The sequence below is a fragment of the Serratia sp. AKBS12 genome (genome assembly GCF_024793895.1).
Taxonomy (GTDB): domain Bacteria; phylum Pseudomonadota; class Gammaproteobacteria; order Enterobacterales; family Enterobacteriaceae; genus Serratia_F.
On sequence record NZ_JANUSB010000010.1, the window covers coordinates 29,574 to 55,320 of the forward strand.

Sequence of the window (25,747 nt, forward strand, 5' to 3'; positions counted from 1 at the left end):
GTTTGGTTGGTGATTGTGGCATCATTGACTGATTCTGGCATGATAATAAAATGATTTTTTCATTATCATGAATTATTCATGTCGGTGTTTTTCTTTCACCTTGCCTTGTCAGGTGATCTTACTATAGGATTTATCTTAGTTTATTTAGGGTGAAAACAGTATGGGGCGTGAGTAAGGAGTATGCAAAAAGAAGAAAGAAAAACTGTATATTTAACCGCTCAGGTTATTTTTATTCCGGATTTATCTTGTCTTAAAAATAAAGTTACCGGGCAGGAGATTTACCTTACACCGAGCGAGAAAAAATTACTTGAGATTGTTGCCGAAGGCGAAGGTAGTAAAGAAAATATAATCCATGAAATTTGGAGAAAAAACGGAATAGTTGTCGGTGAATCAAGCTATCACCAATTAATAAAAATGTTGCGGCGTAAATTGGCGGCGGCCGATATTCCTTGTACAATAATTAAAACTATTCCTCGCTACGGCGTAGTTCTGATGAAAGTGGATGATAGCCTTCAGCCAGGGAAGATTGAAGCTGATGAATGTCAATCTTCAGATTCAGTTTGTTCTGATAATGATACCGATAGCATAAAACCGAGACCGGAGCCCACACCGAGGGCTGAGATTTTCGAGGTTGAAAGAATAGATGCCAGTGAAGTAAAAAAAACAAAACCACCAAAAATTTTGTTGATATTTATCCTTATTTACACCGTTTTAGTCCCTGTATTTATCTGGGGGGTGAACGAAGATGTCACCAATTTTTCAGCGTTAACGATAGACGGGGTGAAATTTCACGTTCTTAACCCCGAGCAAATGACGAATGAAAGCCTGGTAGCGATCCGCAAGAGAATTGGCGGCGATGTCAATTATGTTTATGTTGTGGATAATGGACCAAAAATATGGATGGCTAAATGTAATAAAGAAATAGAAAATGAGGATAGCCAGTGTCAGTACGAGCATTATTCATCTTATTAATATGTATGCTTGCTTGGGGCGGGATTAATTATATTGCGGTTACTATATGGCAAGAAAAACATATAATGCCCAATACCCCCTGTTACAGTGTTATCAAAGATGGGCGATTTATTGATGACTTACATAATAATTATACCTTAAACTCGGTTGTTACCTGGTGGCCACGTGACGATAAGTTGAGTTTTTTTGGTGTGAAATCTGACCGGAGTGGTGGCAAGATTATCAAGCGAACCCTAAATCTCGGTGAAGTCAAAAAATATGATGGCATCTTACGTGCTCGCGTTGACAGCGTTGATATTTCCCCCAGCGATCAATTAGGAAAAACTAATGCAATGTTTGCTTCTGCCGGGCAGCCAATGACGATAATTTTCAAGCCGTTGACCCGTAAATCCTGGTTGATGATGATTAACGACAACTGGGTACTTATGTGTGAAAAACGATGAGCGATAAGTGTAAAGAAGAGGGCTATATGATGTATGGGACTCTAAATGGATATGTATCTTATTGGCTGAATTGCCTTCAAGCTGGAAAAAGGCATTGCGTGCGGCTTGTTTTTTGCCACCCTTATAAATTTTTATCTTTATTTTGTTGTTTTTTTTGGAGCATAATTATTGCGTTGATTAACTATGCATTAAAATAGCACTTTTCCATTACATTAATTTTATTTTTACGAACTTGCTCGGTCGTTAACCAAAAAGTTCAGGTTTCCCTCTGTCTGGTAATAGGGTCGGGTATCTCTTTGCCCGTTACTACAAGAAACAGTGAGTCCTATAGGGTTAAATGAGCGATAGAAGCAAACAGGTTATTTGCCAAAGATAACAGCATGATGACGGTAGCTGGAAATGCCCTGTGCCTGGCGGCGGCAGGGCATCGGTAGCGTTACTGGCGCACCAGCCGGCCAAGCGTCGGTGCCGTTTCGAAATTGCTGCGGAAGGGGTTGATATCCAACCCGCCACGGCGGGTATAACGGGCGAAAACGCTGAGCTTTTCCGGTTGGCAGTAGCGCGTGATGTCGTTGAAGATGCGTTCGACGCACTGCTCGTGGAACTCGTTATGCTGGCGGAAGGAAATCAGATAGCGCAGCAGCGCTTCGCGGTCGATTTTGCGCCCGGCATAGCGTATCACCACGCTGCCCCAATCTGGCTGGTGGGTGACCAGACAGTTGGATTTGAGCAGATTGGACGACAGCGTTTCACTGACGTATTCCGCCTGCGCCGATACCGCATGCTCAAGATATTGAGGATCAAAGGCGAAATCGGCCACTTCGATGTCCAGATCGTCAATGTTGTCGCCCGGCAGCGTGTCAATCTGGTGGCTATATCCTGCCAGACCGGGGAACAACTTGACGCCGACCTGGCCGTCTGCGGCGGCTGACAGATCGTGCTCCAGCGCGGCCAGCACTTCATCAGCGCTGGCAAAGCGCGTCTGGTTAAAGCTGTTCAGGTACAGTTTGAACGATTTGGATTCGATCAGATGGGTGGATGAAAACGGAATGGCGAATTCGCCGATGCCAACCACCGGCTTGCCCTTGGCGTTGAGCCAGGAAAGCTCGAACGCAGTCCAGATATCCACGCCGCTGAACGGCAGGGCATTGGCATCGAGACCGACCAAATCCCTGCCACGTGCGCGCGGCAGGGCTTCAAGCAACGTAGGGTCGTAGCGATCCGGGTAGGCGGAATGGGTTCCCAGATGGGTAATTTTATCTTGCGGTTTTATATGCATATTCGTTGCCTTTGGCATGGTCGACGTTAATGTAGCGGTTGAACAGGCGGCGGGTTGCGTAAATCGGCCCCACGCCGAGCAAGGCGTACACGACTTTGATCAGGAACTGCGACAGGATCATGGTCTGGATAATGTCCCAGCTCAATACGTTATAAAAAGCCAGGGTGCAAAACACCACGCTGTCGATGGCCGAGGCCACCACGGTGCTGGTAATCACGCGGACAAACAGATAGCGCGAGTTGGTCAGTTCCTTGATCTTACATAGCAAATAGGCATTTACATTCTCCGAGAGCAGGTAGGCGGCCGACGAAGCGAGCAGCACCGCCATGATGCTGTGGACGATACCGTTATAAGTGGCGCTGAACTCCCACTGTGGAATGCTCGGCACCAGCGTTGTCGCCCACACCCCCAGCACGAAAATCAGGTTGGCGATAAATGAAATGATGATGGTGCGCCTGGCCAGACGCAGCCCATAAAATTCGTTAAGGATATCAACCAGAATGAAGGTCAGCGGATAAACGAAAATGGCCGGCGGAACAATCATATCCAACGTTGGGATCTGAATCGGTTTGACGCCGCACAGGGTCGAAAAGATATAAATCACGCTCAGCGCCACGGTAATGATCAGATAGGCGTACCAGGAACGTTCGTGCCGGTCGCCAAGATCGTAGGCGGTGGTGAGATTGTTGCTGCCGTCATACAGCCGGCGGTAAAGCGCCTTGAGTTCGCTGCGGTTGAAGTCATCGGAAATGGTGCTGTCATCCAGCTCTTTCAGCCCCATGGAGATGCGTTTGCCGGTGGCGAGGATCATGATATTGGCAGAAATGCTGCCGCTGCGATTAAAACCCAGCAGCTTGTACTTTTTGTTGCTGTCCATTCAGAACCTCTCCTCGATGATGGAACCGATGAGCTGTTCTTCGTGCTTGAGTCGATGCGGAGTAAACACGGCGTCTTCCTTTTCTTTGACGAAAAAACCCTGCTGGGCAGAGTGGTAGAGTATCAGTGGGTTTTCCGAGCTGGATGAATAACGCTTGATAATCAGCACGTCACCTGCGCTGAACAGGTTGCCGATCGGGTGTTGCACCAGCAGTGCCACCAAATTTGAATCTTCGCCAAAGTAATAGGTCAACGGAAAGCGGGTCGCCAGTTGCCCCACGCGTTGTTTATACGCCGCCAGAAATTGCTGCTGCGGTATCACCGGCACGGCGCTGGGGTTCCTATTACCTTCAAGCGATATCGTCTCGTTGATGCGTTCGATTTGTTCGAGATCGTAGTTTTCAATTTCTTCACAGGTCACGCCAAAAAAGTCGGAAATCCGGCTGACGGTGGATTGCTGAACGTTGTTGACTCTGCCCTCAAGGATTTTATACAGCGCAGTGCGGGTGACGCCGGCGCGGTGGGCAAAAGAGGCTTTGGTCTCCCCACGGCTGCGCAGTAAATATTCAAGATTCTTAATGATATTTGTTTTGCGCTGAGCATTGCTAACGTTCATTAGCCCCCCTTATATATACAGCGTATTCCACTATAAAGGAGGTTTGGTTGCTCGCCAATGAGATAATAAAAACATTTATAATAATTTGAATCTTAATGATTTTAATATCAACTTTATCACCTGGTGGTGGTTGGTGTGGCGGCATCGTCAAGTGGTCAGCAGGCCAGGTATCGCACGACGCATTAATCAAGTTTACATAAATGGCATCATTGTGTGCACTTTTACGTTGACGCCAGCATGTTTTATAAGCTAGTTTGTCAAACATACTGAAGTGCTTCTTGAGTGTCAAAGCGCCTCATCATAATAAAAACCATAAAATGCTACTTCGCGCCGCCACAGCGGCGTACCGAGTAATATCATTAGCGACAACACCAGGGAATTCTATCTTGCCCGTCAGGGCTGAGGTTGCGGACTGCAACAGCATCGAGGCGCCACTGCCAGGCCGATGCAGCGAGTAGCATGTACAAATAATCAATAGCCGCGCATTCTTCCCTCGCCGGTTGCCAAAGATGCCGCTTTGCCTAGTGTGAAGACACAAACTCTGCCGCTGCATGCGCCGGCGGAATGGCGAAATTCTCCCGCATGCGTCTGCTCTCCTCTGCCGGCGGAAGCCCAAATAACCGTTTAAATTCGCGATTAAATTGCGAAGGGCTTTCATAGCCAACCGCCTGGCTGGCGACCGATGCGCTTACCCCTTGTCGCACCATCAGCAGCCGCGCCTGATGCAGGCGTATCGACTTCAGGTACTGCATCGGGGCGATATGGGTAATTGCCTTGAAATGGCGGTGAAAGGTAGGGACGCTCATTGCTGCTTCAGCGGCCAGTTGCGGCAAGGTAATCGGCTGAGCATAGGTGGCATGAATACGGCGTAACGCTTTGGCAATTTTGCCGAATTGGCCACGCATCGCCAATGCCGATCGCATGGCATTGCCCTGCGCGCCGGTGAGAATACGAAAATACAGCTCGCGGATCAGCGTAGGGCCGAGTATTGCGGCGTCAAGCGGGGCGCTCATGGCTTCGAGAAAACGCAGCAGCGAGCCGCGCATCGCCGCGTCCATCGGGCTGGACATCATGCTGGCGGGGTTAACCGTGTCGGAGTGCGCGCCCTGTCTGTCTATTTGCAGCATCAGGTCGGCTGCGAGCTGGAAATCCAGATGCAGGTAAATGGCCAGTAACGGCCGTGCTGGCGTCGCGTCGGTTTCCATCACAAACGGTACCGGTACCGAAACGGCAAGATAATGCTGTTCGTCGTAATGATAAATTTGCCCGCCAAAATAGCCCCTTTTACTGCCCTGACAGACGATGACGATACCGGGATCGTACAACACCGGGGTGGTTGCCAGTGGCCGATTGGAACGCAGGAAACGCACGTCGGGCAGTGGCGTGAGGTTGTAACCTTCCTGCGGCGCCAGCGACAGCAGCAGATCCACCATGCGCTGTCGGTCGTCGGTTTGGGGAAGCAACCCTGTCAATGTGTTGTTCATAACGCTCACCACTCGATAGAAATAGGCAATAACTAAAGCAGAATCAGGCTAAAAAATCGACTCCTGAGAGAATAGTATGCACACGTCTCTTAACCAACGGGAGTTTTATATGTCTTTAGCCAAAACGATTTTTATCACCGGCGTCAGTAGCGGATTTGGTCGCGCCCTGGCGCAGGCGGCGTTGAGCAGCGGGCATCGAGTGGTCGGCACGGTGCGCAGTGGGTCGGCAGTGGCGGCGTTTGAAACGCTTAGCCCTGGCAAGGCGTTGGCACGAGTACTGGACGTTACCGATTTTGCGTCAATTGAGCGGGTTGTCGCCGAGATAGAAGCCAATATCGGCCCGATTGATGTGTTAGTGAATAATGCCGGCTATGGCCACGAAGGGGTGATGGAAGAGTCAGCGCTGGACGAGCTGAAGCGGCAGTTCGAGGTCAACGTGTTCGGTGCGGTAGCGATGATCAAGGCGTTGTTGCCTTATCTGCGCCAGCGTCGTCGCGGGCATATCATCAACATCACCTCGATGGGCGGATTTATTACCCTGCCGGGCATCAGTTATTACTGCGGCAGCAAGTTTGCGCTGGAAGGTATTTCCGAAACGTTGAGTAAAGAGCTCAAGCCGTTTGGCATTGCGGTCACCGCCGTCGCTCCTGGTTCTTTCCGCACCGATTGGGCAGGCAGGTCGATGGTCAGATCGCCCCGGACCATTGCGGATTATGACGCGCTGTTTGACCCGATCCGTCATGCGCGGCAGCAAAAAAATGGCAGGCAGCTTGGCGATCCTGCCAAGGCAGCGCAGGCGATACTGGCCATCATCAACAGCGATGCGCCACCGGTACACCTGTTGTTGGGCAGCGATGCGCTCAGTCTGGTGCGCGAAAAGCTGCAAGCCTATGCGGCCGAAATCGATGATTGGGAGGCGCTGAGCCGTTCAACCGACGGTTAATCGCCATCAATGCCTTGCGCGGCAGATCGCCGAACGCCGTGGCGCATTGATGGAGCGCGCAGGCGCGCGCCGGTTTATGGCGCGGCCTGCCCGCTGATTTCTATCCCATTAATGCCGCTGGTCAGCACGGGTATCTCGTTCAACAGTGCAAAAATTTGCTGGGTCGGCGTGCTGGGAGCGAGGGGAAGTGCGTCAGGCCGCCGGTACTCAAGTGGCGGTATCCGCGCCGCCAATGGAAAATCGCAATCAGCTGTGACTAAATTACATATAAGTCACTCGTTGTCAATCGAAACACGCCGCGTTAAGCTATGGTAATGAATAAAAAAATGAACGCACTTGCTACCCGTGGCCCCTCCGATCACAGCGTACGCGATCAGATCGTGGACGCCGCTACCGTCTATTTCAGCCATTACGGCTATGAAAAAACCACCGTCTCCGATCTGGCAAAATCCATTGGTTTTTCCAAGGCGTATATCTATAAGTTTTTTGAGTCCAAACAGGCGATTGGCGAGGTGATCTGCGCGAACCGGCTGGCGACGATCATGACCGTGGTGGAAGCGGCGATCGCCGACGCGCCCAGCGCCTCGGAGAAGCTGCGACGCCTGTTCCGCACCCTGGCAGAGGCCGGTAGCGAGCTGTTTTTCCATGACCGCAAGCTGTATGACATCGCTGCCGTTGCCGCGCGCGATCAATGGCCTTCGGCCAGGCAGCACCAGGCCCAACTGCTCAAGCTGGTTGAGCAGATCCTGCGTGAAGGCCGCGAGGCCGGCGAATTTGAGCGCAAAACGCCGCTCGACGAAGCCGCCAGCGCCATTTACCTGGTGATGTGCCCCTACATCAATCCCGTACAGCTGCAATATAACCTGGAAACCGCCGGGGAAGCGGCGGTACTGCTTTCCTCGTTGATATTGCGCAGCCTATCGCCGTGATAGGATTTGTGACCATTGACATATTTGGTCACTAGTCGGAAAATGCGAGCCCTACACTGTTTATCAAGAAGGGTATTCCATGCTTCGTCTCAGCGCTGTCAGCATCGCCGCCTGCCTGCTGCCGCTTGCCCTGGTGGCGTGCGGTGAGGCCTCGACGGCCGACGATCCGCGTAATCAGCCACCGCTAGTCAGGGTGGCGCGCGTCGACGATGCGGTTGATGCCGCGCGTGCCTTTAGCGGTACCGTGGTGGCGCGCGTTCAGAGCGATCTCGGTTTCCGCGTCGGCGGGAAAATACTGGAGCGTCTGGTCGATGCCGGCCAGCACGTCAAGAAAGGCCAGCCGCTGATGCGGCTGGATCCGACCGATCTGGGGCTGCAAGCCCGGGCGCAGCAACAGGCGGTTGCGGCTGCCAGGGCACAGGCCCGCCAGACCGCCGCTGACGAAGCACGCTATCGTGGCCTGGTCGCCAGCGGTGCGGTGTCGGCCTCCGCCTACGATCAAATCAGGGCCGCGGCTGAAACCGCGCGGGCGCAGCTCAGCGCAGCACAAGCGCAGGCAGATGTCGCCATTAACGCTTCCGGCTACGCGCTGTTGCTGGCCGATGCTGACGGTGTGGTGATGGATACCCTGGCCGAGCCAGGACAGGTGGTCTCTGCCGGCCAACCGGTGGTCAGGCTGGCACGGGCGGGCCAGCGCGAGGCGATCGTTCATCTGCCGGAAACGCTGCGGCCGGCTATCGGCAGTATGGCGATGGCCAGCCTGTATGGTGACCGCGCGGCCGCGATCCCCGTGCAACTGCGACTGCTTTCCGATGCCGCCGATCCACTGACTCGAACCTTTGAAGCGCGCTATGTGCTCGCCGGCTCGCTGGCCGGCGCACCGCTGGGCGCGACCGTCACGCTGAACATCGCCAACGGCAAGGCGGACGCACCAACGCTACAGGTACCGATTGCCGCTCTGTACGATGCTGGCAAAGGCGCGGGCGTGTGGATCGTCGCCGGTACGCCAGCGAAGGTCTCCTGGCGCGCGGTTCAGGTGCTGGGTATCAGCGACGACGCGGCGCGGGTGGCGGGTAACCTTGCCGTTGGCGAGCAGGTGGTGGCGCTGGGAGCTCATCTGCTGCATGACGGCGAACCGGTCAGGTTGGCGCAGGCGGGGCGTAACAACGCGCAGGGGAGCCAGCCATGAGCGGCGGGCGCTTTAACCTTTCGGCGCTGGCGGTACGCGAACGCGCGATCACGCTGTTTTTGATCTTGCTGATCGCCATCGCCGGCACCCTGTCGTTCTTCGTACTGGGTCGGGCGGAAGATCCGCCGTTCACCGTCAAGCAACTGACGGTAATCACCGCCTGGCCAGGAGCGACCGCACAGGAAATGCAGGATCAGGTGGCGGAACCGCTTGAAAAACGCATGCAGGAACTGAAGTGGTACGATCGCACGGAAACCTACACGCGGCCGGGTCTGGCATTCACCATGGTGTCGCTGGCTGACAGCACGCCACCTGGCGAAGTGCAGGAGCAGTTTTATCAGGCGCGCAAGAAGCTTGGCGACGAGGCTGGCAATCTGCCGGCCGGCGTAATCGGACCGATGGTCAATGACGAGTTTTCCGATGTGACTTTTGCGCTGTTGGCGCTGAAGGCCAAAGGAGAGCCGCAGCGCCTGCTGGTGCGCGACGCCGAGTCATTGCGCCAGCGCCTGTTGCACCTGCCAGGGGTAAAAAAGGTCAATATTATCGGCGAGCAGGCGGAGCGCATCTTCGTTTCATTCTCTCACGACCGGCTTGCCACGCTGGGCGTGTCGCCGCAGGACATTTTTGCCGCCCTCAATAGCCAGAACGTACTCACCCCCGCCGGTTCGATCGACACCCACGGACCGCAGGTGTTTATCCGGCTGGATGGCGCTTTTGACAGTTTGCAGCAAATCCGCGAGACGCCGATTGCCGTGCAGGGGCGAACGCTGAAACTGTCGGATGTGGCTCAGGTCGAACGCGGTTATCAAGACCCGGCGACCTTTATCATTCGCAATAACGGCGAACAGGCTCTGTTGCTGGGCATCGTCATGCGCGAAGGCTGGAATGGTCTGGATCTGGGCAAGGCGCTGGACGAGGAAACCCGCCGCATCAACGCCGCCATGCCGCTGGGTATGACCCTCAGCAAAGTCACCGACCAGTCGGTGAACATCAGCGCGTCCGTCGACGAGTTTATGGTGAAGTTTTTTGTCGCCTTGCTGGTAGTGATGGTGGTGTGTTTCGTCAGCATGGGCTGGCGAGTCGGGGTGGTGATGGCCGCTGCGGTGCCGTTGACGCTGGCGGTGGTGTTTGTGGTGATGGCTGCCACCGGTAAAAACTTCGATCGTATTACCCTCGGGTCATTGATCCTGGCGCTGGGACTGTTGGTGGACGATGCAATCATCGCCATTGAAATGATGGTAGTGAAAATGGAGGAGGGCTTTGATCGTATCAAGGCTTCGGCCTATGCCTGGAGTCACACTGCCGCGCCAATGCTGTCGGGGACGCTGGTGACGGCCATCGGTTTTATGCCCAACGGGTTCGCGCAGTCCACCGCCGGCGAATACACCAGCAATATGTTCTGGATTGTCGGCATTGCGCTGATTGCCTCCTGGGTGGTGGCGGTCGCCTTTACCCCCTATCTGGGCGTGAAGCTGTTGCCGGCGATCGGGCAGGTTGAGGGGGGACATGCTGCCATCTACAACACCCACCGTTACAACCGTTTTCGTCGGCTGCTGACGCGGGTTATCGCTGCCAAATGGCTGGTGGCCGGCACGGTTATCGCCGCCTTTGTGTTGGCTGTGCTGGCCATGGGGCTGGTCAAGAAGCAGTTTTTCCCCACCTCCGATCGCCCGGAAGTCCTGGTCGAAATACAAATGCCGTATGGAACCTCCATCAAGCAGACCAGCAATACCAGCGCCAAAGTCGAAGCCTGGCTGAGAAAGCAGCATGAAGCGAAGATCGTCACCGCCTATATTGGCCAGGGAGCCCCGCGTTTCTATCTGGCGATGGCGCCGGAACTGCCCGATCCGTCGTTTGCCAAGGTTGTGGTGCTGACGGACAGCCAGGAGGCGCGCGAGGCCCTCAAGTTCCGCCTGCGGCAAGCGGTGGCAGACGGTTTGGCCCCCGAGGCGCGTGTCAGGGTGACACAGCTGGTGTTCGGCCCGTATTCACCTTATCCGGTGGCCTACCGGATTATGGGGCCGGAACCGGCCATGCTGCGTGAGATCGCCGCGCAGGCTCAGGCCATCATGCAGGCCAGTCCGATGATGTGCACCGTTAACACCGACTGGGGCGCGCGCATGCCGACGCTGCATTTTTCTCTGGATCAGGATCGTCTGCAATCGGTCGGGCTCAGCTCTAACGCGGTGGCGCAGCAGTTGCAATTCCTGCTGTCCGGCGTACCGATCACCTCGGTGCGTGAAGACATTCGTTCCGTGCAGGTGGTTGGCCGGGCGGCGGGAGAGATCCGGCTCGATCCGGCAAAAATCGCCGGTTTTACGCTGGTGGGATCGGCCGGGCAGCGAATTCCACTGTCGCAGGTGGGCAGCGTCGAGGTACGCATGGAGGATCCGCTGCTGCGACGCCGCGATCGTACGCCAACCATCACGGTGCGCGGGGATATTGCCGAAGGGCTACAACCGCCAGACGTTTCCAGCGCAATCTCGGCGCAGCTACAACCGTTAATCGACACGCTGCCTGACGGCTACCGCATCGAACAGGCGGGATCGATTGAAGAGTCGGGCAAGGCCAGCAAGGCGATGTTGCCGCTGTTCCCGATCATGATTGCCATGACGCTATTGATCATCATTCTGCAGGTTCGTTCGATGTCGGCGATGGTCATGGTGTTCCTGACTGCGCCATTGGGGCTGATCGGCGTGGTGCCAACGCTGCTGTTGTTCAACCAGCCGTTTGGCATCAATGCGCTGGTGGGGCTGATCGCGCTGTCGGGTATTCTGATGCGCAACACCCTGATTCTGATAGGGCAGATTCATCACAACGAAAAGGCAGGACTCGATCCGTTCCACGCGGTGGTCGAGGCCACGGTGCAGCGTGCCAGACCGGTATTGTTGACGGCGATGGCGGCCATTCTGGCGTTTATTCCGCTGACCCATTCGGTGTTCTGGGGCACGCTGGCCTATACCCTGATTGGCGGGACGTTCGGCGGCACCATCATGACGCTGGTATTCCTGCCAGCGATGTACGCCATCTGGTTCAGGATTCGCCCTGGCAGCGGCGCGCAGTCGGCCGCATAGGGTAAGGATGCCGCCGGGCTGCGGATCTGCCCGGCGGCGTGGCGCTCATAGAGTGAAGTGGTCGCGGAACTGCTCTAGTGCGGCGGTGCTGTCGCCGCTGGCCCAGCCTTCCATTGCCACGGTGCCCCGATAGCCGATCTGCTGTAACGTACGGGCAATGGCACGATAGTTGATCTCGCCGGTGCCCGGCTGCTGGCGCCCCGGCACGTCGGCCACCTGGATCTCGCCGATGGCCGGGCCGGCACGGCGGATCAGGGCGATCAGGTTGCCTTCGCCAATCTGCGCATGATACAGATCAAGGTTCATCTTTAGCGCCGGGCTGTTCACCGCTTCGACCAATGCCAGGGTATCGGCGGCCAGCGCGAATGGCGTGCCGGGATGATCGACCGGCAGATTGAGATTCTCCAGCGTGAACACCCGCCCGGCACGTTCGCCCAGTTGCGCTACGCGGCGCAGCGTAGCAGCGGCTTGCAGCCACATTGCCCCGGTAACCACCTCCACCGGCTTCACCGGCAGACCCCGCTCGTCCAGTCCGCTGCCGTGCAGATTCAGCGCCGGGCAGTTCAGCCGTTCGGCCACTGCCAACGAGGCTTCGGCGCTCTGCAACAGTTGCGCGATACCGTCGCTGTCGGTCAGGTTGCCGCTCAGGTAGCCGGTCATGGAGGTGAAACGCGCACCGGTGGCGATCAGGGCGTCAATATCCTTATTGGCCCAGCCCCAGATTTCGACGCCGAACCCGAGCGCATGAATACGCTCGACGCGTTCAATAAACGGCAGATCGAGAAACACCATTTCGGCACAAACCGAGAGTTGATAGCCGGCCATCAGCGACCTCCCAGGGCAATCGGACGGTTCTGCTGTACCGACTCAATGCAGGCCAGCGCGATTTCCAGCGCGTTACGCGCATCTTCGCCGGTGGCGCGTGGCGTTTCACCGCTACGGATGCAGTGCGCAAACTCTGTCATTTCAGCCACATAGGCGTCACGCAGCAGATCGGAATCCAGCCGTGCGGTGTCAATGGCGATGCCGCCCTGATGGTAGCGTACGCAGTGGGTGGCATTGATATGGCCAGCCTGCAACATGCCCTTGCTGCCAAATACTTCCCCGCGCACGTCGTAGCCGTAGACGGCCTGGAAACTGGCTTCGGCGGTAGCAATTGCGCCGTTATCAAAACGCAGGGTGACTACCGAGGTATCCAGCAGCCCCCGCTGCTTGAAGTCCGGGCGCACCAGCGCGTCAGCCAGCGCGTAGACTTCCACCGGCTTCGCGCCGTGGTTGAAATGCAGCAGCGTGTCAAAATCGTGGATCAGGGTTTCCAGGAAAATAGTCCACTGCGGGATCGGCGTCGGATCGCGCAGCGCCGGGTCCCGCGTAATCGAGCGACTCAGCTGTGTGGTGCCGTTTTCGCCGGCCTTGACCGCCGCAATCGCTGCGGCAAAGCCCGAATCGAAGCGGCGGTTAAAGCCCACCTGTAGTACCACGCCGGCTTTTTTTGCCGCAGCAATCGCGCTATCTGCTTCCTCCAGCGTGACCGCCATCGGTTTTTCACAGAACACATGCTTGCCGGCCTGTGCGGCGGCGATCACCCATTCGGCATGGGTGCGTGCCGGGGCGGCAATGGCAACCGCGTCGATATCCGGATCGTTCAGCAATGCGTGCAGATCGCCATAGGCTTTGGTAATGCCGAGCCGTTGCGCCAGCCTTTCGGCGGCGCCGGGCTGCGGATCGGCCACCGCGTCCAGCCGGGCTCCCGGTACGCGATAGGCCAGATTTTCGGCGTGGAAGCTGCCCATGCGACCGGCACCAATCAGGCCAACGCGTACCGGTTGTGAAGATAAAGTCATGCTGTACTCCTTGTTATTTGTGGTTCGCCCATTCAGGCACGGAAGAAGGTTCAACCGCTCGTGGCGCCTCGGTAGCGAAACGACGGGATTTGGATAACATCAGCGGTTCGATGTGTTCGAGCGATACGCCACGGGTTTCCGGCAGGAAGCGCCGCACAAACCAGAACGCGATCAGGCTGCCTGCGGCACACAGCATCAGGGGGAATGCGCCGTTGAAGTGTTCCATTAACACCGCGCTGCGGTTCATCATCGGGAAACTCTGGGTAACGATAAAATTCGCCACATACATCGAAGAAAAGGCGAAGCCCATCGCCACGGCGCGGATGCGGTTGGGGAAGATCTCGGAGATCAGCAGCCAGGCACCGAGGCTCCATGACAGGCCGAAGATCAGCACGAAGGCCACCAGCCCGAGCACCGGCACCAGCCCGTCGATATGTGCGATAAAAGCCCAGGAGGTAAAGATCAGGCTGAGGGTGCAGCCTAATGCCCCCCAACGTAGCAGCGGCGTACGGCCGATCCTGTCCACCACGTTGAGGCAGACAGCGACGCCCACCAGCAGCGCCAGGCCGAGGAAAATGCTCTGGAATAACGATGCCTGGGTACTGCCGGTGACGTTTTGCAGCAGCGACGGCGCGTAATACAGCAGAATGTTGATGCCGGAAACCTGCTGCAAAATGGCGATGGCGCAGCCAATCAGCAGAATATAGCGGGTAGGTGCATCGCGCAGGATGCCGCGCTGAGCGAGCTGGGCGCGATGAGGGTGCGCACTGGCCAGGATTTCTGCCAGCAGGTGGTCGGCATGCTGCGCGTTTGACAGTCGGGTCAATACCTGCCGAGCCCGTTCGGTTTTTCCCCTGAGCGCCAGCCAGCGCGGAGACTCCGGCATAAACGGCACCAGCAGCAGGAACATCACGCAGGGCACGATCCCCGACGCCAGCATCCATCGCCAGCCATCGCTGACAATCCACGCATGCGACATGCCGCGGGCAATCAGATAGTTGACGATATACACCGTGAGCTGTCCGCCGACCATCAGCATCTGTTGCAGCCCCAGCATGCGACCACGCCAGTCTTTCGGTGACACTTCGGCGATATATAACGGCGTGATGGCCGATGCCATGCCCACCGCCAGTCCGCCGAGCAGGCGATAGAGAACGAATTCGCCAAGGCTGGTGGCCAGCGCCGATCCGACGGCGGAAATGACAAACATCAGCGCGGTAACGATCAAGGTTGATTTTCGGCCAATCCGATCGGAAATGTAGCCGACGCAGCAGGCGCCGATCACGCAACCCAGAATGACGTTTGAAACGGCCCAACCGCTTTCCCAGGGAGAAAGATGGAGATGTTCCGTTAGCGGATCGATGACCCCGGAGATCACCGAGGCGTCGTAACCGAGGATCACCCCACTGAGCGAAGCGATGGTGCAGATAAAAAAGATCAACGGTAAATTGTGTTTACCCATAGTCACTTATTTCCTTTTTGGCGCGTTCGGCGTATTTGCTACGGTTATTGCAAAGGCAATGCCAACCTCAAAACGTGGCAATGTGTGAGGTGCTGCACAGATATACATCACAATCTGGCAACAAAATTTACATGCCAACCTTACATGTAAATAAAATGAACATTCCATGCAAAGCCGGAGTGCCAGATGCGAGTCCTCGATCGTTTACCGTTCAAAGATGAAAGTGATCCCATATTCAGCCTGCCGGATGGTGCAGAAGTGGCTGAATGGGACAGTCTGCTGTGGCAGGGTTGGCAGCGTTTTTTAGCTGGCGAAACCTCAAACTGGATACGGCGCAGCATCTGGCAGTCCTGGCAACGCTCGCAACAGCGCGCTATCGATCCGGTGTCGTTTGTCTATCTCGCGCCAGCCGCTGACGAACTGGCGGCGATCCTTGAACGTAATGCCGAGTTGATCCAGGTAGCGCGCAGCATTATGGAAAACCTGCTGGCCTATAATCCGGATGGTCATATCAACCTGACCGACGCGCAGGGGGTGACGCTGCATTATTGCGGGGCGGATATGACGCCGGTCGGCAGTATCCTGCGCGAAGAGGTACTCGGCACCAACTGCACCGCGCGTTGCCTGATTGAACAGCGGCTGGTGTATGTGCTGAGCGGTGAAAACTGGAAGTTCGATCTGCGCAAGCGCAACCGGCAGTGCGCCGCCGCACCGGTACGCGATGCCGGCGGCGGCCTGATTGGCGTGCTCACCCTGACGGCGACGCCGGACAATTTCAACGCGCATACCCTGGGAACGGTGCAGGCAGCGGCGGAGGCGGTGGGGCAGCAACTGATGCTGCGGCGTCTGCTGGCCGAACAGCAGTCGATCCTCGAAACGCTCAATGAAGGGGTGATCGTCTGCGATCGTCATGGGCGGATCAAAACCCTCAACCGTTACGCACGGCAGATCTTCAGCGGTATCGATCCCGAGGCCGGATCGATCGATGCGTTGTTGCAACCGCAGGAAGGATCGTTGCTGACCTTGCCGTTTTGCAATGACCGCGAGTTGCAGTTCATGCCTGACGGCGAGCGGCCGCTTTCCTGTCTGATTTCACTGATGCCGGCACCGGACGGCGGGCGGGTGCTTTCATTGCGTGAGAATCAGCGCATCCGCGCCATTACCCGCCGGGTGATGGGGGTGAGCGCCCGTTACACCTTTGAGATGATCCATGGCAATGCACAGTGCGTACAGCAGGTGATCCAGCAGGCGCGTGCCGGCAGTCGCAGCGACAGCACCATATTGCTGAGCGGTGAAAGCGGCACCGGCAAGGAACTGTTTGCTCAGGCGATCCACAATGCCAGCCCGCGTCGGCAAGAGCCCTTTATTGCGCTCAACTGCGGCGCATTGCCGCGCGATCTGGTACAGAGCGAACTGTTTGGCTATGCCGACGGCGCATTTACCGGTTCGAGGCGCGGCGGTTCCGCCGGCAAATTCGAACTGGCCGATGGCGGCACGCTGTTTCTTGACGAGATTGGTGAAATGCCGCTGGAAGCGCAAACCAGCCTGCTGCGCGTATTGCAGGAAAGCGAGGTGGTGCGCATCGGCGCAGCGCATCCGTTGAAGATAGACGTGCGCATCATCGCCGCCACCCACTGTGACTTGCTGAGCGCGGTCGCCAAGGGGGCCTTTCGCCGCGATCTCTACTATCGACTGAACGTGATTTCACTGGCCATCCCGCCGCTGCGCGCGCGCCGCGAGGATATTCCCGAGTTGGTCAATACCTTCATTCAAGCGCTCTGCACCCGGTTAAAACGTATTCCGCCACGGGTAACGCCGGTGGCAATGCGCTGTTTGCAAGACTGGCATTGGCCGGGCAACGTACGCGAGCTGGAAAACCTGGTAGAGCGCACGGTGAACCTGTGCGAAGGGCTGGAGATCGATTGCCACGATCTGCCTGACGATATGGTGCAGGCGTCTGCGACGCTTACGCCGTCAGAGGTGCGGCCTTCGTTGCAGGAAAATGAGCGCCAGCATGTGCTGCAGGTGGTGGCCGAACAGAACGGCAACCTGCGCCAGTCCGCGCAACTGCTGGGTATTTCGCGCACCGCGCTGTACAACAAACTCCGCCAATGGCAGGTGGATGTGGCGGCGTTCAGGCGGCGCTGAGACAGCGCAATAAACCAACCGGAACGGGATCCGCCAGAGGAGCGATTGAACCGCTGCCGGCGGCCTATCGTGTCTCCTGATGAACCGCACGGCAATTACCGTGCGGGTTCCATCGAGGGGGGCCGGCGGGGTTATTCGACCGGCAACGCCAACACCTGCCGAGTGGTGGCGATCTCGGCAAAAACGTCTGCCACGCCGGCCAGAGCGGCGCGTTGCAGGCTGACATGATCGACCACCTTGTTGTCCCAGGTGGCCAGATCGCGAGTGGCGGTGGCATCCTCGGGAATAATCACCTGATAACCCAACGGCAGCGCATCGCGCGCGGTGGTAGAAACGCACATGTGGGTCATCAGGCCGGTGACAATCAACGTTTTGATGTTCTTGCTTTTTAATTGCCGATCAAGATCGGTGCCGACAAACGAGCTTGGGGTGGCTTTGGTAATCACCACATCACCTTTTGACGGCTGCAAATCTGCATGGAACTGCGCTGATTGACTGCCTTCGGCAAACAGCGGTCCATCAGCTGGCCCAATATGGCGCACAAAGAATACCGGCATGTTGTGGCGATGGGCGAACGCCACCAGTTTTTGGGTATTACCCAACGCCTTGAGGCCGTCCGGGATCGGCATTTTCCCGCTAAAATATTCATTTTGAAAATCAATCACCAACAAGGCGGTAGCGTCAGCCGCCAAGGCTTTGGTCGGCTGAGCGCCGCTCATGGTACGAATGGTGGGCGCCTGCGTGGCCTCCGCCGTCAGGCTGGCGACGGTCATGGAAAGCGCCAGTGCGCTGTAAGCGAGCAGATTTTTCATGGTAAATATTCCTTTATCGGCTTGGCACGGTGGGACGGATTCCCGCGGTGTGGAGCAATTTTGCCGCTTTACCGATCGCGGCAATAGCTATCGGCGTGACCAAAAACGATACTATTAGGCCAAATTGCATCGAGGTTTAAACAGGTGGGGTAATGCCAGTCATCAAAGTCGGAATTGTTGTTTTTCACGATATCATTCCCTTTCACCTTTCCGTGCCCTGTGCGGTGTTCGAACATGCGCTCGACGAGCAGGGCAAGCCGGCGTATCAGCTGATGGTATGCGCCACGGAACCGGGACCGTTGCGTACCAACGCCGGGTTTTCGATCATTGCCGAGCGTACGCTGTCGGCGCTGGAACAGGTGGATATGGTGATTATCCCCAGTTGGAACGATCCGGCGCTGATGCCGTCGCCGGAACTGGTGGCCGCGCTGCACCGTGCGCACGCGCGTGGCGCCAGACTAGTCGGGCTGTGCATGGGGGCTTTCGTGCTGGCGGCCAGCGGATTGCTCGACGGCCGGCCGGCCACCACGCACTGGAACTGGATGAACGCCTTCTTGCAGCGTTATCCATCGATTGCCGTCGATCATAACGTGTTGTACATCGATGATGGCGATATCGTTACCTCGGCAGGCACTGCCGCCAGTATTGATTGCTGCCTGCACCTGGTGCGCCAGCAATGCGGTGCCGAAGTGGCCAATACGGTGGCTCGGCAACTGGTGGTGCCGCCGCATCGGCAAGGGGGACAGGCGCAGTTTATTGAACAACCGGTATATAACACCGCCGGCGGCGATCGGTTTATGCAGGCGCTGAGCTGGGCAACGGAGAATTTGCAGCATCCGCTGACGGTCGGCCTGATCGCCGACAAGGCATTGATGAGCCGGCGCAGTTTTACCCGGCATTTCCAGCAAACCACCGGTACCACGGTAACCCAATGGTTGCTGAATCAACGGCTGGCAATGGCGCAGCGATTTTTGGAGAAAACCGACCAGCCGGTAGAACAGGTGGCTCAGGCGGCTGGTTTCAGTTCGGCGCTGTCAATGCGGCGGCATTTTCAGCAGCAATTCAGCACGACGCCGTCGCTGTATCGGCGTGAGTTTCGTACCACGGGGCGTTAATACCCACAGCGAGCGCGGCAAAAAGCCGGATAAAGGCGGTTGGCAGCACGCCGCGAGCTGGCGTTACGACTGTTCGGCACCGATCAGGCTGCTGTGCACCGTAGCGCCCGGCATCATCAACCTCAGGCCCCGCGTCAGCTCGTCGCCCGCCGCCAGCAGCGCATCAAGCGGCATGCTTGGCAGACTTTCCAGGATAAACCACATCTGCGTGGCATCGGCACCCAGTCGGGTTCTCACCCCTTGTCGCCAGTTCCAACGTCGGCAGGTAACACCCCGATCGTCACGCCAGACGACCTCGCCCGCTTCGGGTGATTCCAGCGCCGGTTGGCCGTCCTTGACGGTATCAAACTGCTCGCTGCCATCGGCGATGGTCAGCCGTGGCTGGCCGACATAGGCGGCGATGTTTTCCCCACCGACCGGCACGGCGTAGCGAATGCTGACCGCGTTATACAGATCCACCAGCGGATCGATGCTGGGCAACTGGCCATCGCGCAATACCCGCTTATGCAGCGCTTCGGCAGAGCAGGGGGTGCGCTTGGGCTTGGCGCCAAATTTTTTAAAGACCTCGGACCAGGCCGCAAGATGCGCCTCAGCCCAGGGAATATCCCCGGTCACCACCGATTGGCAGGCTGCGGCCAGCAATTCCTCGGCTACCGTCGGGGCGGTTAACGGAGCGGCTTGCACCACTAGGCTCAAGGCTCTGAAACCGGGGGCGATAGCGAAGATCTCCGGGGCGATTGACGGGGTAACAGCGAACATTCCATAATCCTATATTGACCAATTTATCTCATACTAATGACCAATGACCAAAAAAGTCAATAAAACGACCGAGGCGGGCGCTGACATGCAGCATGTCAGTGAGGCGGTATCCAAAAGCATCAGCGATTATCGCAAGGGGCAAAAACTCTCGCTTGACGAGCTTGCGCGACGTGCCGGTGTCAGCAAGGGCATGCTGGTGGAAATCGAGAAAGGCTCGGCTAACCCCAGTATCGCCATTTTATGCAAAATTGCGGCGGCGCTTGGCCTGTCGGTGGCGGATATTGTCAACGTCACCCACGCCCCTGATAGCTGGCTGGTGGCCAGACAGGACATCCCGACGCTGTGGCACGGAGAGAAAGGCGGCTCGGCGCGTTTGCTTGCTGGTACCAGCGGGCCAAACATGATTGAGCTCTGGCGCTGGGAAATGTTGCCAGGCGAGCTGTTTAGCTCACCTGGGCACCCACAGGGAACGCTGGAACTGCTGCATGTTGAAACAGGCGTGCTGGAGCTGGCAACCGAGGCGACCAAATTGCTGGTCACCGAAGGCTGTTCGGCAGTGGCTCGAACCGACAGCGCTCATCATTATGCCAACGCGGGAGACAGCCCGCTGGTATTTACCATGACGGTGGCCGAGTTTCATCGCTAGCCGGCGGGGTTATCGGGAGGCAAGCGACAGGGTGAAAGCCATTATGCACCGCTGGCCGAAGGTCGGTTGCCGGCTTTCACGCTCAACCTGACGACGGCACGCTGGCTATATTGGCGTTTTTAATTACGGTTTTTCGTTAGTTGGGGATATTTGTTTGCTCAGATGTTCAATGAACGTTCTGGTTAGCGGATTGACATATCTTGATTTTTTATCGATCGCATATAAGTAGTGAGAAAATCCGGCATGGTATTCAGGCAGCAGGTGTACCAAATCACCTTTATTAATATACATCGTTGCCAAATAGTCAGGCAGGCAGGACACGCCATTGTGATTAAGTAATATGCTTAATAATGTCAGGCTGGAGTTCGAGGTCAGGCAGGAATCGACCGGGACCATGACTTCACCGTTATGGTCTGCAAACACCCAGTTATCATGGTAGGCCATGATCGGATTGGTAATACAGCGGTGGCGGGTTAAATCCGCCGGCGTTTTTATTGGCGGTTTACCTAGCAGATAGTTGGGAGAACAACAGTAAATCCAGTTAATCTTGTTCAGTAATACATGATTCTCCGTCTTGGCTAACTGCCGGGTTATTCTTAGTGCCATATCAAAAGGGGTTTCTGACAGATTGATAATATTATCATTCAGCTCAACATGGATTTTTACCTTGGGGAAACGCCGTTGGTAAGTGCTAATGAAGTCAGGCAGGATTTTTGAACCATATGCCACGGAACAGGACAATCTGAGCAGGCCTTCCGGTTCCGTCGGGCGCTGAACCTGAGCAAACATATCTTCGTACTCTTCAATCAGCATGATGGCCCGGTTAAACACCGCTTCACCTTGTTCCGTAAGGAAAATGTTTCTGGTGGTCCTGGTGATTAATTGCGTCCCCAGCTGTTCCTCCAGCTTAGCCAGGCTTTTGCTGACCGCCGAAGGCGAGAGGCCAAGTTCTCTGGCTGCCTTGGTCAGATTCCCTGCCTCGATGATGCGGACAAAAATACTCAGCTGACTCAAGGTACCCGAGTTAAGCATATTACCTCCAGCTCTGCTACTACGGCCAATTATCGGTATATTATTCCTGTTGCTATTCCATAATATTATTCTATGTGCCGATTAAACTATTATGCTCTTTTTGTCACGGATGAATTGATTGTAATTCATTAATGGTGGATTTAATACAGAGCCGATCACAGATTACCCATTTGCTATTGGTCAATGCCAAAAGGCTGTGATTAGGTAATGGCGTGGATGTTTTTTATTTAACCAACCTGATGGTAATATTATGAACAACGCCTCGGAAACGCAAAGTATAATAAATAACAAAAAGATACCCTTTACTACCTATGATGCCGGATGGGTCATTCTGTGTATTGGCATGGCAATTGGTGGAGGGATTATCTTTCTGCCGGTGCAGATTGGTTTGAAAGGAATTTGGGTATTTAGCTTATCGGTACTGATAGCCTATCCCGCATTGTATATGCTGCAGTCGCTTTATCTGAAAACATTATCGCAAAGCCCTGAATGTAAAGACTACTCGGGGGTTATTACCTTTTACTTGGGCAGGAACTGGGGTTTTTTCCTTGGAGTAGCTTATTTCATCATGCTGCTTAAAGGCATGCTGACCTATTCGCTGGCCGCCACTTTTGACAGCGCCTCCTATTTTCAAACCTTTGGCCTGACGACGGATAAGCTGTCGGATAATGGCTGGTACGGGCTGTTGGTGTTATCCCTGTTGGTTTGTGTCGCCGCCCAGGGTGAAAAAATGCTGTTTAAAGTTTCCGGCCCGATGGTGCTGGTCAAGCTGGGCGTGGTGGTTGCGCTTGGCATGGTGATGATACCGCATTGGGAGGTGCGCAATATCAGCCATCTTCCACCGATCGGGGAATTGCTGATTGGCACCGTTTTGACCCTGCCGTTTACGTTATTCTCCATTCTGTTCGTGCAAATCCTCAGTCCGATGAACGTGGCTTTCCGTAAAGTCGAGGCAGATCCGCTTATCGCTACCTACCGAGCGCTGCGTGCCAGCCGGATCGCCTACGGCATACTGGCCTGTTCGGTACTGTTCTTTGCCTTTTCATTTACCTTTTCCCTGAGCCACCAACAGGCGGTCGAAGCGGCGGAGAATAATATTTCGGCGATGGCGATCGTCGCCAAAGTGATACCGGGTGAGCTGGTCAGGGTGATGTCGGTGCTGCTCAATGCCTTCGCCATCATTACCGCCTTTTTCGGCATTTTCCTCGGTTTCCAGGAGGCAATGAAAGGTATTGTGGTCAATGTTTTTTCTCGATTTGTCGACGAGAAGTCACTCAATGAGAAAACCATCAGCATTGCGGTTTCCGTCTTTATCGTACTGCTGTTATGGGCCTGGGTGCTGACGCATTTCCCCATTTTGTTATTACAACAAATAGGCGCGCCGGTTTACGGTATTGTTTCATGCCTTATTCCTTGCTACCTGGTGCTGAAAGTACCGCAGCTTATGCAATATTATTCCTGGCGCGTGCTGTTTATCTCCGGTACCGGGATCCTGCTCTGCCTGTCACCTTTTTTTAAATTATTTGAGTAAAGGTATCCAATGAAAAGCAAATCAGAACTGCAAAAATTCAAGCTGAGTACCCAGTTGTCGATGTTGGGGCGAGATCCCGAACAACAAAGCGGGTTTGTAAACGCGCCGGTATATCGCGGTTCGACGGTGGTGTATAAAAATTGTGATGATATCAGGCATAAAAGGGCCCGCTTTTCCTATGGCACCTCCGGCACGCCAACCATTGAAAACCTGGAAAATGCCTGGTCTACGCTGTGTGATGCCGCCGGCACGGTGATTTCACCCTCCGGGCTTGGGGCATTGGCATTGGCGCTTTTTTCCGTCACCCGAGCTGGCGATCATATTCTGGTGACGGATTCCGTTTATCGTCCTACGCGTAAGTTTTGTAATGCCCTGCTGGTTAAATATGGTGTTTCGGTGACCTACTACGATCCGTTAATCGGTGGGGATATCGAGCGTCTCGTGCAGAGTAATACCCGGGCGATCCTGTTGGAGTGTCCTGGTTCGCAAAGCTTTGAGATTCAAGATATTGGCGCCATCGTCGCGGTAGCAAAAAAATACGCTATCAGCACCATCATTGATAATACCTGGGCTACGCCAATTTTTTTCAAGGCTCATGCGCATGGCATTGATTTATCGGTAGAGGCGGGAACCAAATACCTTGGCGGTCATTCCGATCTGCTGATGGGGCTGGTTTCGGCTAATGCCAGCCACTGGCCGGCACTGCGTGAAACCTACGATACCATGGCCATGCTGCCAGGCGCGGAGGACTGTTTCCTGGCGCTACGCGGTTTGCGCACCATGCATCTGCGGGTCCAGGAGGCGCAATCCCGTGGCCTCGATATGGCGCGCTGGTTAAAGCAGCAGCCAGAAGTCAGCAAAGTCCTGCACCCGGCCTTTGAAGAGTGCCCGGGTCACGAAAACTGGAAAAAATATTTCACCGGTTCCACCGGGCTGTTTTCCATTGTGCTTGATCGACGCTTTGGCCAGCAGAACGTTGACCAGATGTTGGACAATATGCATGTTTTTGCCATGGGTTTTTCCTGGGGAGGCTTTGAAAGCCTGATCATTCCTTTTGACTGCGCCGAATACCGGACGGCAACAACCTGGAACCCGCAAGGGATGACCCTGCGTATTCAGATCGGTCTGGAAGATATGGATGATTTGAAAAACGATCTGAAACAGGGGCTGATGCGTTTGCATCATTGATATCTCTGCTCGCCTCGGGGGTAGGTGCCGCCGGGGCCCGATGTTTGCATTGTATCGATGCCAGTCTGTTTGTGGCGTCGGCTCTGCCAGCAAGTACCAGGTGAGCGGCGGTTTATTGATTGCTGGGACAGCGGTATGCCCTGGTCGCTGCTGAGTCAAAGATATTCAACGACGTCTTGTCTGCCACAGCTCGGAGAGCCCTGCGTCACGCACATGGCTCTAGGCTTGCAATAAAAAGCCGCTCTGGGAGGAGCGGCTTCAGGGTAGACACAGTGAGGATAATCAACAGCAGCTTATTGGCTCATGGCGTCCTTTTTCATTTCGTCCTTTTTCATTTGCTGCTTGTTCATGGCATCTTTGCCCATGTGGTCTTTTTTCATCGCGTCTTTCTTCATGCCGTCCTTGGTCATACCGTCCTTGGCCATGCCGTCATGCGACATCTGGCCCATCTGATCTTTCTTCATCGCATCTTTGCCCATGCTATCGGCGGCGTTGGCGCTAACTACGCCCAGCGCCAGCGCGCTGCAGATCATCATGGCGAATAACTTTTTCATGGTATTTCCTTCTATCAGTGAATAAGCACCTTGGTGCGGGGGAGTTTGCGGCGGCGTTAACTGCCGCCAAACCAGTTGTAGCCCTGATCTTCCCAGTAGCCGCCCGGGAAGCGGTTGGTAATTTCAATCACCTGAATATGCTTTGGGTTTTTGTAGCCGAGCTTGGTCGGTATCCGCAGCTTCATTGGGTAACCGTATTTGCGCGGTAGGGTTTTGCCGTCATAGCTGAGCGCCAAAATAGTTTGCGGATGCAGTGCGGTGGCCATGTCGATGCTGGTGTAATAGTCGTCGGCGCAGGTAAAGCTGACATAGCGAGCGCCAAGGTCGGCGCCAATCGCCTGCAAAAATGCGGCGAACGGTACACCGCCCCATTTGCCGATGGCGCTCCAGCCTTCGACGCAGATATGACGCGTCACCTGGCTGATATGCGCCATGCTGTGCAGCTGCGTCAGCGTCCACGGTTGTCTGTTCTGCACCAGACCGGCCACTTCCAGCCGGTAGTCATCACCGTCGATCTCCGGGGCCTCTTGTTCGGCGTAAAACGCGTTGAACGGGAAGGGGCGCGTGATCATCGATTCGGCATAAACCGGTGCCAGATGGTCGGCATTGAACAGCCAGCCCTGCACCCGATCGTTAAAGCGCGATATCTGGCTTAACGCCTGTTCCACGTTGCCGTTGCTGCTGATGTCGCAGCCGGTGAGCATGGCGATGCCACCAAGCGTCAGGCCGTTACGCAGAAAGCGGCGGCGCGATGACCCGGCCAGCCGCTGCGTCAACAGACGCTGCGCCTCTTTGAGCAATGCCTGACTGTCGCTCAGGCCAAGGGGATTATTTTGTCGTTCCATCACTGG

Annotated in this window: 24 protein-coding genes; 11 read left to right on the plus strand and 13 right to left on the minus strand. The window is 55.7% G+C overall.

The annotated features are described in order from the left end of the window. Positions 1 to 180: 180 nt before the first annotated feature. Entirely contained in the window at positions 181 to 972 is a 792-nt protein-coding gene (locus NYE85_RS07850; protein WP_259004192.1) for a helix-turn-helix domain-containing protein, read from the plus strand. Then, positions 942 to 1,415 carry a hypothetical protein gene (locus NYE85_RS07855; RefSeq protein WP_259004193.1) on the plus strand — a complete coding sequence of 158 codons (474 nt, stop codon included), beginning with the start codon at positions 942 to 944 and terminating at the stop codon, positions 1,413 to 1,415. Before NYE85_RS07850 ends, NYE85_RS07855 begins: the two co-directional genes overlap by 31 nt. Positions 1,416 to 1,851: 436 nt before the next feature. Here NYE85_RS07855 and queF read toward each other — a convergent pair whose 3' ends face one another. The 5 genes from queF to NYE85_RS07880 all read right to left on the minus strand — a co-directional run bounded on the left by queF (position 1,852) and on the right by NYE85_RS07880 (position 5,619). Beyond that, complete coding sequence (gene queF, locus NYE85_RS07860; protein ID WP_259004194.1) at positions 1,852 to 2,694, minus strand: NADPH-dependent 7-cyano-7-deazaguanine reductase QueF; 843 nt, start codon at positions 2,692 to 2,694, stop codon at positions 1,852 to 1,854. After that, the gene (locus NYE85_RS07865) at positions 2,672 to 3,571 is read right to left on the minus strand and encodes a queuosine precursor transporter (RefSeq protein ID WP_259004195.1); all 900 of its coding nucleotides are present in this window, start codon (positions 3,569 to 3,571) and stop codon (positions 2,672 to 2,674) included. The genes queF and NYE85_RS07865 overlap by 23 nt, the downstream gene beginning before the upstream one ends. Continuing rightward, positions 3,572 to 4,186, minus strand: a complete 615-nt coding sequence (locus NYE85_RS07870) for a helix-turn-helix transcriptional regulator (protein WP_259004196.1) — start codon at positions 4,184 to 4,186, stop codon at positions 3,572 to 3,574. Continuing rightward, entirely contained in the window at positions 4,176 to 4,451 is a 276-nt protein-coding gene (locus NYE85_RS07875; RefSeq protein ID WP_259004197.1) for a hypothetical protein, read from the minus strand. Before NYE85_RS07875 ends, NYE85_RS07870 begins: the two co-directional genes overlap by 11 nt. A 256-nt stretch (positions 4,452 to 4,707) precedes the next feature. Beyond that, complete coding sequence (locus NYE85_RS07880; RefSeq protein ID WP_259004320.1) at positions 4,708 to 5,619, minus strand: AraC family transcriptional regulator; 912 nt, start codon at positions 5,617 to 5,619, stop codon at positions 4,708 to 4,710. 160 nt (positions 5,620 to 5,779) lie between these two features. On the opposite strand from NYE85_RS07880, the gene NYE85_RS07885 reads away from it, so the two are divergent. From NYE85_RS07885 to NYE85_RS07900, 4 genes are all read left to right on the plus strand, one after another. Further along, the gene (locus NYE85_RS07885) at positions 5,780 to 6,613 is read left to right on the plus strand and encodes an oxidoreductase (RefSeq protein ID WP_259004198.1); all 834 of its coding nucleotides are present in this window, start codon (positions 5,780 to 5,782) and stop codon (positions 6,611 to 6,613) included. Positions 6,614 to 6,927: 314 nt separating this feature from the next. Further along, a complete protein-coding gene (locus NYE85_RS07890; RefSeq protein ID WP_259004199.1) occupies positions 6,928 to 7,542 on the plus strand; it encodes a TetR/AcrR family transcriptional regulator in 615 nt (204 codons plus the stop codon). 79 nt (positions 7,543 to 7,621) lie between these two features. Beyond that, the gene (locus NYE85_RS07895; protein WP_259004200.1) at positions 7,622 to 8,731 is read left to right on the plus strand and encodes an efflux RND transporter periplasmic adaptor subunit; all 1,110 of its coding nucleotides are present in this window, start codon (positions 7,622 to 7,624) and stop codon (positions 8,729 to 8,731) included. Continuing rightward, positions 8,728 to 11,805 (plus strand): efflux RND transporter permease subunit, encoded by a 3,078-nt coding sequence (locus tag NYE85_RS07900; protein ID WP_259004201.1) that lies wholly within the window; start codon positions 8,728 to 8,730, stop codon positions 11,803 to 11,805. Before NYE85_RS07895 ends, NYE85_RS07900 begins: the two co-directional genes overlap by 4 nt. Positions 11,806 to 11,850: 45 nt before the next feature. Here the strand turns inward: NYE85_RS07900 and NYE85_RS07905 are convergent, their stop codons facing one another. The 3 genes from NYE85_RS07905 to NYE85_RS07915 are packed head-to-tail and all read right to left on the minus strand — an operon-like array spanning position 11,851 to position 15,111. Further along, a complete protein-coding gene (locus NYE85_RS07905) occupies positions 11,851 to 12,630 on the minus strand; it encodes a TIM barrel protein (protein ID WP_259004202.1) in 780 nt (259 codons plus the stop codon). Further along, positions 12,630 to 13,649, minus strand: a complete 1,020-nt coding sequence (locus tag NYE85_RS07910) for a Gfo/Idh/MocA family oxidoreductase (protein ID WP_259004203.1) — start codon at positions 13,647 to 13,649, stop codon at positions 12,630 to 12,632. Before NYE85_RS07910 ends, NYE85_RS07905 begins: the two co-directional genes overlap by 1 nt. Positions 13,650 to 13,662: 13 nt before the next feature. Next, entirely contained in the window at positions 13,663 to 15,111 is a 1,449-nt protein-coding gene (locus NYE85_RS07915; protein ID WP_259004204.1) for a sugar porter family MFS transporter, read from the minus strand. 186 nt (positions 15,112 to 15,297) lie between these two features. Between NYE85_RS07915 and NYE85_RS07920 the strand changes: the two genes are divergently transcribed. Continuing rightward, positions 15,298 to 17,259, plus strand: coding sequence for a sigma-54-dependent Fis family transcriptional regulator (locus NYE85_RS07920; protein ID WP_259004205.1), 1,962 nt, complete (start codon positions 15,298 to 15,300; stop codon positions 17,257 to 17,259). Positions 17,260 to 17,390: 131 nt separating this feature from the next. Here NYE85_RS07920 and NYE85_RS07925 read toward each other — a convergent pair whose 3' ends face one another. Next, positions 17,391 to 18,071 (minus strand): cysteine hydrolase family protein, encoded by a 681-nt coding sequence (locus NYE85_RS07925; RefSeq protein ID WP_259004206.1) that lies wholly within the window; start codon positions 18,069 to 18,071, stop codon positions 17,391 to 17,393. A gap of 152 nt (positions 18,072 to 18,223) precedes the next feature. Here NYE85_RS07925 and NYE85_RS07930 point away from each other — a divergent pair, with 152 nt between their 5' ends. After that, positions 18,224 to 19,186 carry a GlxA family transcriptional regulator gene (locus NYE85_RS07930; protein WP_259004207.1) on the plus strand — a complete coding sequence of 321 codons (963 nt, stop codon included), beginning with the start codon at positions 18,224 to 18,226 and terminating at the stop codon, positions 19,184 to 19,186. A 63-nt stretch (positions 19,187 to 19,249) separates the two neighbouring features. On the opposite strand, the gene NYE85_RS07935 is transcribed toward NYE85_RS07930, so the two are convergent. Continuing rightward, complete coding sequence (locus NYE85_RS07935; RefSeq protein ID WP_259004208.1) at positions 19,250 to 19,945, minus strand: B3/4 domain-containing protein; 696 nt, start codon at positions 19,943 to 19,945, stop codon at positions 19,250 to 19,252. 43 nt (positions 19,946 to 19,988) lie between these two features. Here NYE85_RS07935 and NYE85_RS07940 point away from each other — a divergent pair, with 43 nt between their 5' ends. After that, complete coding sequence (locus tag NYE85_RS07940; protein WP_259004209.1) at positions 19,989 to 20,591, plus strand: helix-turn-helix domain-containing protein; 603 nt, start codon at positions 19,989 to 19,991, stop codon at positions 20,589 to 20,591. Between the two features lie 123 nt (positions 20,592 to 20,714). On the opposite strand, the gene NYE85_RS07945 is transcribed toward NYE85_RS07940, so the two are convergent. Next, positions 20,715 to 21,623, minus strand: coding sequence for a LysR family transcriptional regulator (locus tag NYE85_RS07945; RefSeq protein WP_259004210.1), 909 nt, complete (start codon positions 21,621 to 21,623; stop codon positions 20,715 to 20,717). Between the two features lie 250 nt (positions 21,624 to 21,873). On the opposite strand from NYE85_RS07945, the gene NYE85_RS07950 reads away from it, so the two are divergent. Both NYE85_RS07950 and metC read left to right on the plus strand, forming a co-directional pair. Next, positions 21,874 to 23,154, plus strand: a complete 1,281-nt coding sequence (locus tag NYE85_RS07950) for an amino acid permease (protein ID WP_259004211.1) — start codon at positions 21,874 to 21,876, stop codon at positions 23,152 to 23,154. 9 nt (positions 23,155 to 23,163) lie between these two features. Then, the gene (metC, locus tag NYE85_RS07955) at positions 23,164 to 24,342 is read left to right on the plus strand and encodes a cystathionine beta-lyase (RefSeq protein WP_259004212.1); all 1,179 of its coding nucleotides are present in this window, start codon (positions 23,164 to 23,166) and stop codon (positions 24,340 to 24,342) included. Positions 24,343 to 24,635: 293 nt separating this feature from the next. Here metC and NYE85_RS07960 read toward each other — a convergent pair whose 3' ends face one another. Together NYE85_RS07960 and NYE85_RS07965 are read right to left on the minus strand one after the other, a co-directional pair. Then, complete coding sequence (locus tag NYE85_RS07960) at positions 24,636 to 24,896, minus strand: pentapeptide MXKDX repeat protein (protein ID WP_259004213.1); 261 nt, start codon at positions 24,894 to 24,896, stop codon at positions 24,636 to 24,638. A gap of 56 nt (positions 24,897 to 24,952) precedes the next feature. Next, a complete protein-coding gene (locus NYE85_RS07965; RefSeq protein ID WP_259004214.1) occupies positions 24,953 to 25,741 on the minus strand; it encodes a molybdopterin-dependent oxidoreductase in 789 nt (262 codons plus the stop codon). Positions 25,742 to 25,747: the final 6 nt, after the last annotated feature.

What these genes read in the sequence shown, in the direction of transcription:
- NYE85_RS07850 (WP_259004192.1), top strand. Translation starts at nt 181, where the DNA reads ATGCAAAAAGAAGAAAGAAAAACTGTATATTTAACCGCTCAGGTTATT.
- queF (WP_259004194.1), bottom strand. Translation starts at nt 2,694, where the DNA reads ATGCATATAAAACCGCAAGATAAAATTACCCATCTGGGAACCCATTCC.
- NYE85_RS07865 (WP_259004195.1), bottom strand. Translation starts at nt 3,571, where the DNA reads ATGGACAGCAACAAAAAGTACAAGCTGCTGGGTTTTAATCGCAGCGGC.
- NYE85_RS07870 (WP_259004196.1), bottom strand. Translation starts at nt 4,186, where the DNA reads ATGAACGTTAGCAATGCTCAGCGCAAAACAAATATCATTAAGAATCTT.
- NYE85_RS07875 (WP_259004197.1), bottom strand. Translation starts at nt 4,451, where the DNA reads ATGTTTGACAAACTAGCTTATAAAACATGCTGGCGTCAACGTAAAAGT.
- NYE85_RS07880 (WP_259004320.1), bottom strand. Translation starts at nt 5,619, where the DNA reads ATGGTGGATCTGCTGCTGTCGCTGGCGCCGCAGGAAGGTTACAACCTC.
- NYE85_RS07885 (WP_259004198.1), top strand. Translation starts at nt 5,780, where the DNA reads ATGTCTTTAGCCAAAACGATTTTTATCACCGGCGTCAGTAGCGGATTT.
- NYE85_RS07890 (WP_259004199.1), top strand. Translation starts at nt 6,928, where the DNA reads ATGAATAAAAAAATGAACGCACTTGCTACCCGTGGCCCCTCCGATCAC.
- NYE85_RS07895 (WP_259004200.1), top strand. Translation starts at nt 7,622, where the DNA reads ATGCTTCGTCTCAGCGCTGTCAGCATCGCCGCCTGCCTGCTGCCGCTT.
- NYE85_RS07900 (WP_259004201.1), top strand. Translation starts at nt 8,728, where the DNA reads ATGAGCGGCGGGCGCTTTAACCTTTCGGCGCTGGCGGTACGCGAACGC.
- NYE85_RS07905 (WP_259004202.1), bottom strand. Translation starts at nt 12,630, where the DNA reads ATGGCCGGCTATCAACTCTCGGTTTGTGCCGAAATGGTGTTTCTCGAT.
- NYE85_RS07910 (WP_259004203.1), bottom strand. Translation starts at nt 13,649, where the DNA reads ATGACTTTATCTTCACAACCGGTACGCGTTGGCCTGATTGGTGCCGGT.
- NYE85_RS07915 (WP_259004204.1), bottom strand. Translation starts at nt 15,111, where the DNA reads ATGGGTAAACACAATTTACCGTTGATCTTTTTTATCTGCACCATCGCT.
- NYE85_RS07920 (WP_259004205.1), top strand. Translation starts at nt 15,298, where the DNA reads ATGCGAGTCCTCGATCGTTTACCGTTCAAAGATGAAAGTGATCCCATA.
- NYE85_RS07925 (WP_259004206.1), bottom strand. Translation starts at nt 18,071, where the DNA reads ATGAAAAATCTGCTCGCTTACAGCGCACTGGCGCTTTCCATGACCGTC.
- NYE85_RS07930 (WP_259004207.1), top strand. Translation starts at nt 18,224, where the DNA reads ATGCCAGTCATCAAAGTCGGAATTGTTGTTTTTCACGATATCATTCCC.
- NYE85_RS07935 (WP_259004208.1), bottom strand. Translation starts at nt 19,945, where the DNA reads ATGTTCGCTGTTACCCCGTCAATCGCCCCGGAGATCTTCGCTATCGCC.
- NYE85_RS07940 (WP_259004209.1), top strand. Translation starts at nt 19,989, where the DNA reads ATGACCAAAAAAGTCAATAAAACGACCGAGGCGGGCGCTGACATGCAG.
- NYE85_RS07945 (WP_259004210.1), bottom strand. Translation starts at nt 21,623, where the DNA reads ATGCTTAACTCGGGTACCTTGAGTCAGCTGAGTATTTTTGTCCGCATC.
- NYE85_RS07950 (WP_259004211.1), top strand. Translation starts at nt 21,874, where the DNA reads ATGAACAACGCCTCGGAAACGCAAAGTATAATAAATAACAAAAAGATA.
- metC (WP_259004212.1), top strand. Translation starts at nt 23,164, where the DNA reads ATGAAAAGCAAATCAGAACTGCAAAAATTCAAGCTGAGTACCCAGTTG.
- NYE85_RS07960 (WP_259004213.1), bottom strand. Translation starts at nt 24,896, where the DNA reads ATGAAAAAGTTATTCGCCATGATGATCTGCAGCGCGCTGGCGCTGGGC.
- NYE85_RS07965 (WP_259004214.1), bottom strand. Translation starts at nt 25,741, where the DNA reads ATGGAACGACAAAATAATCCCCTTGGCCTGAGCGACAGTCAGGCATTG.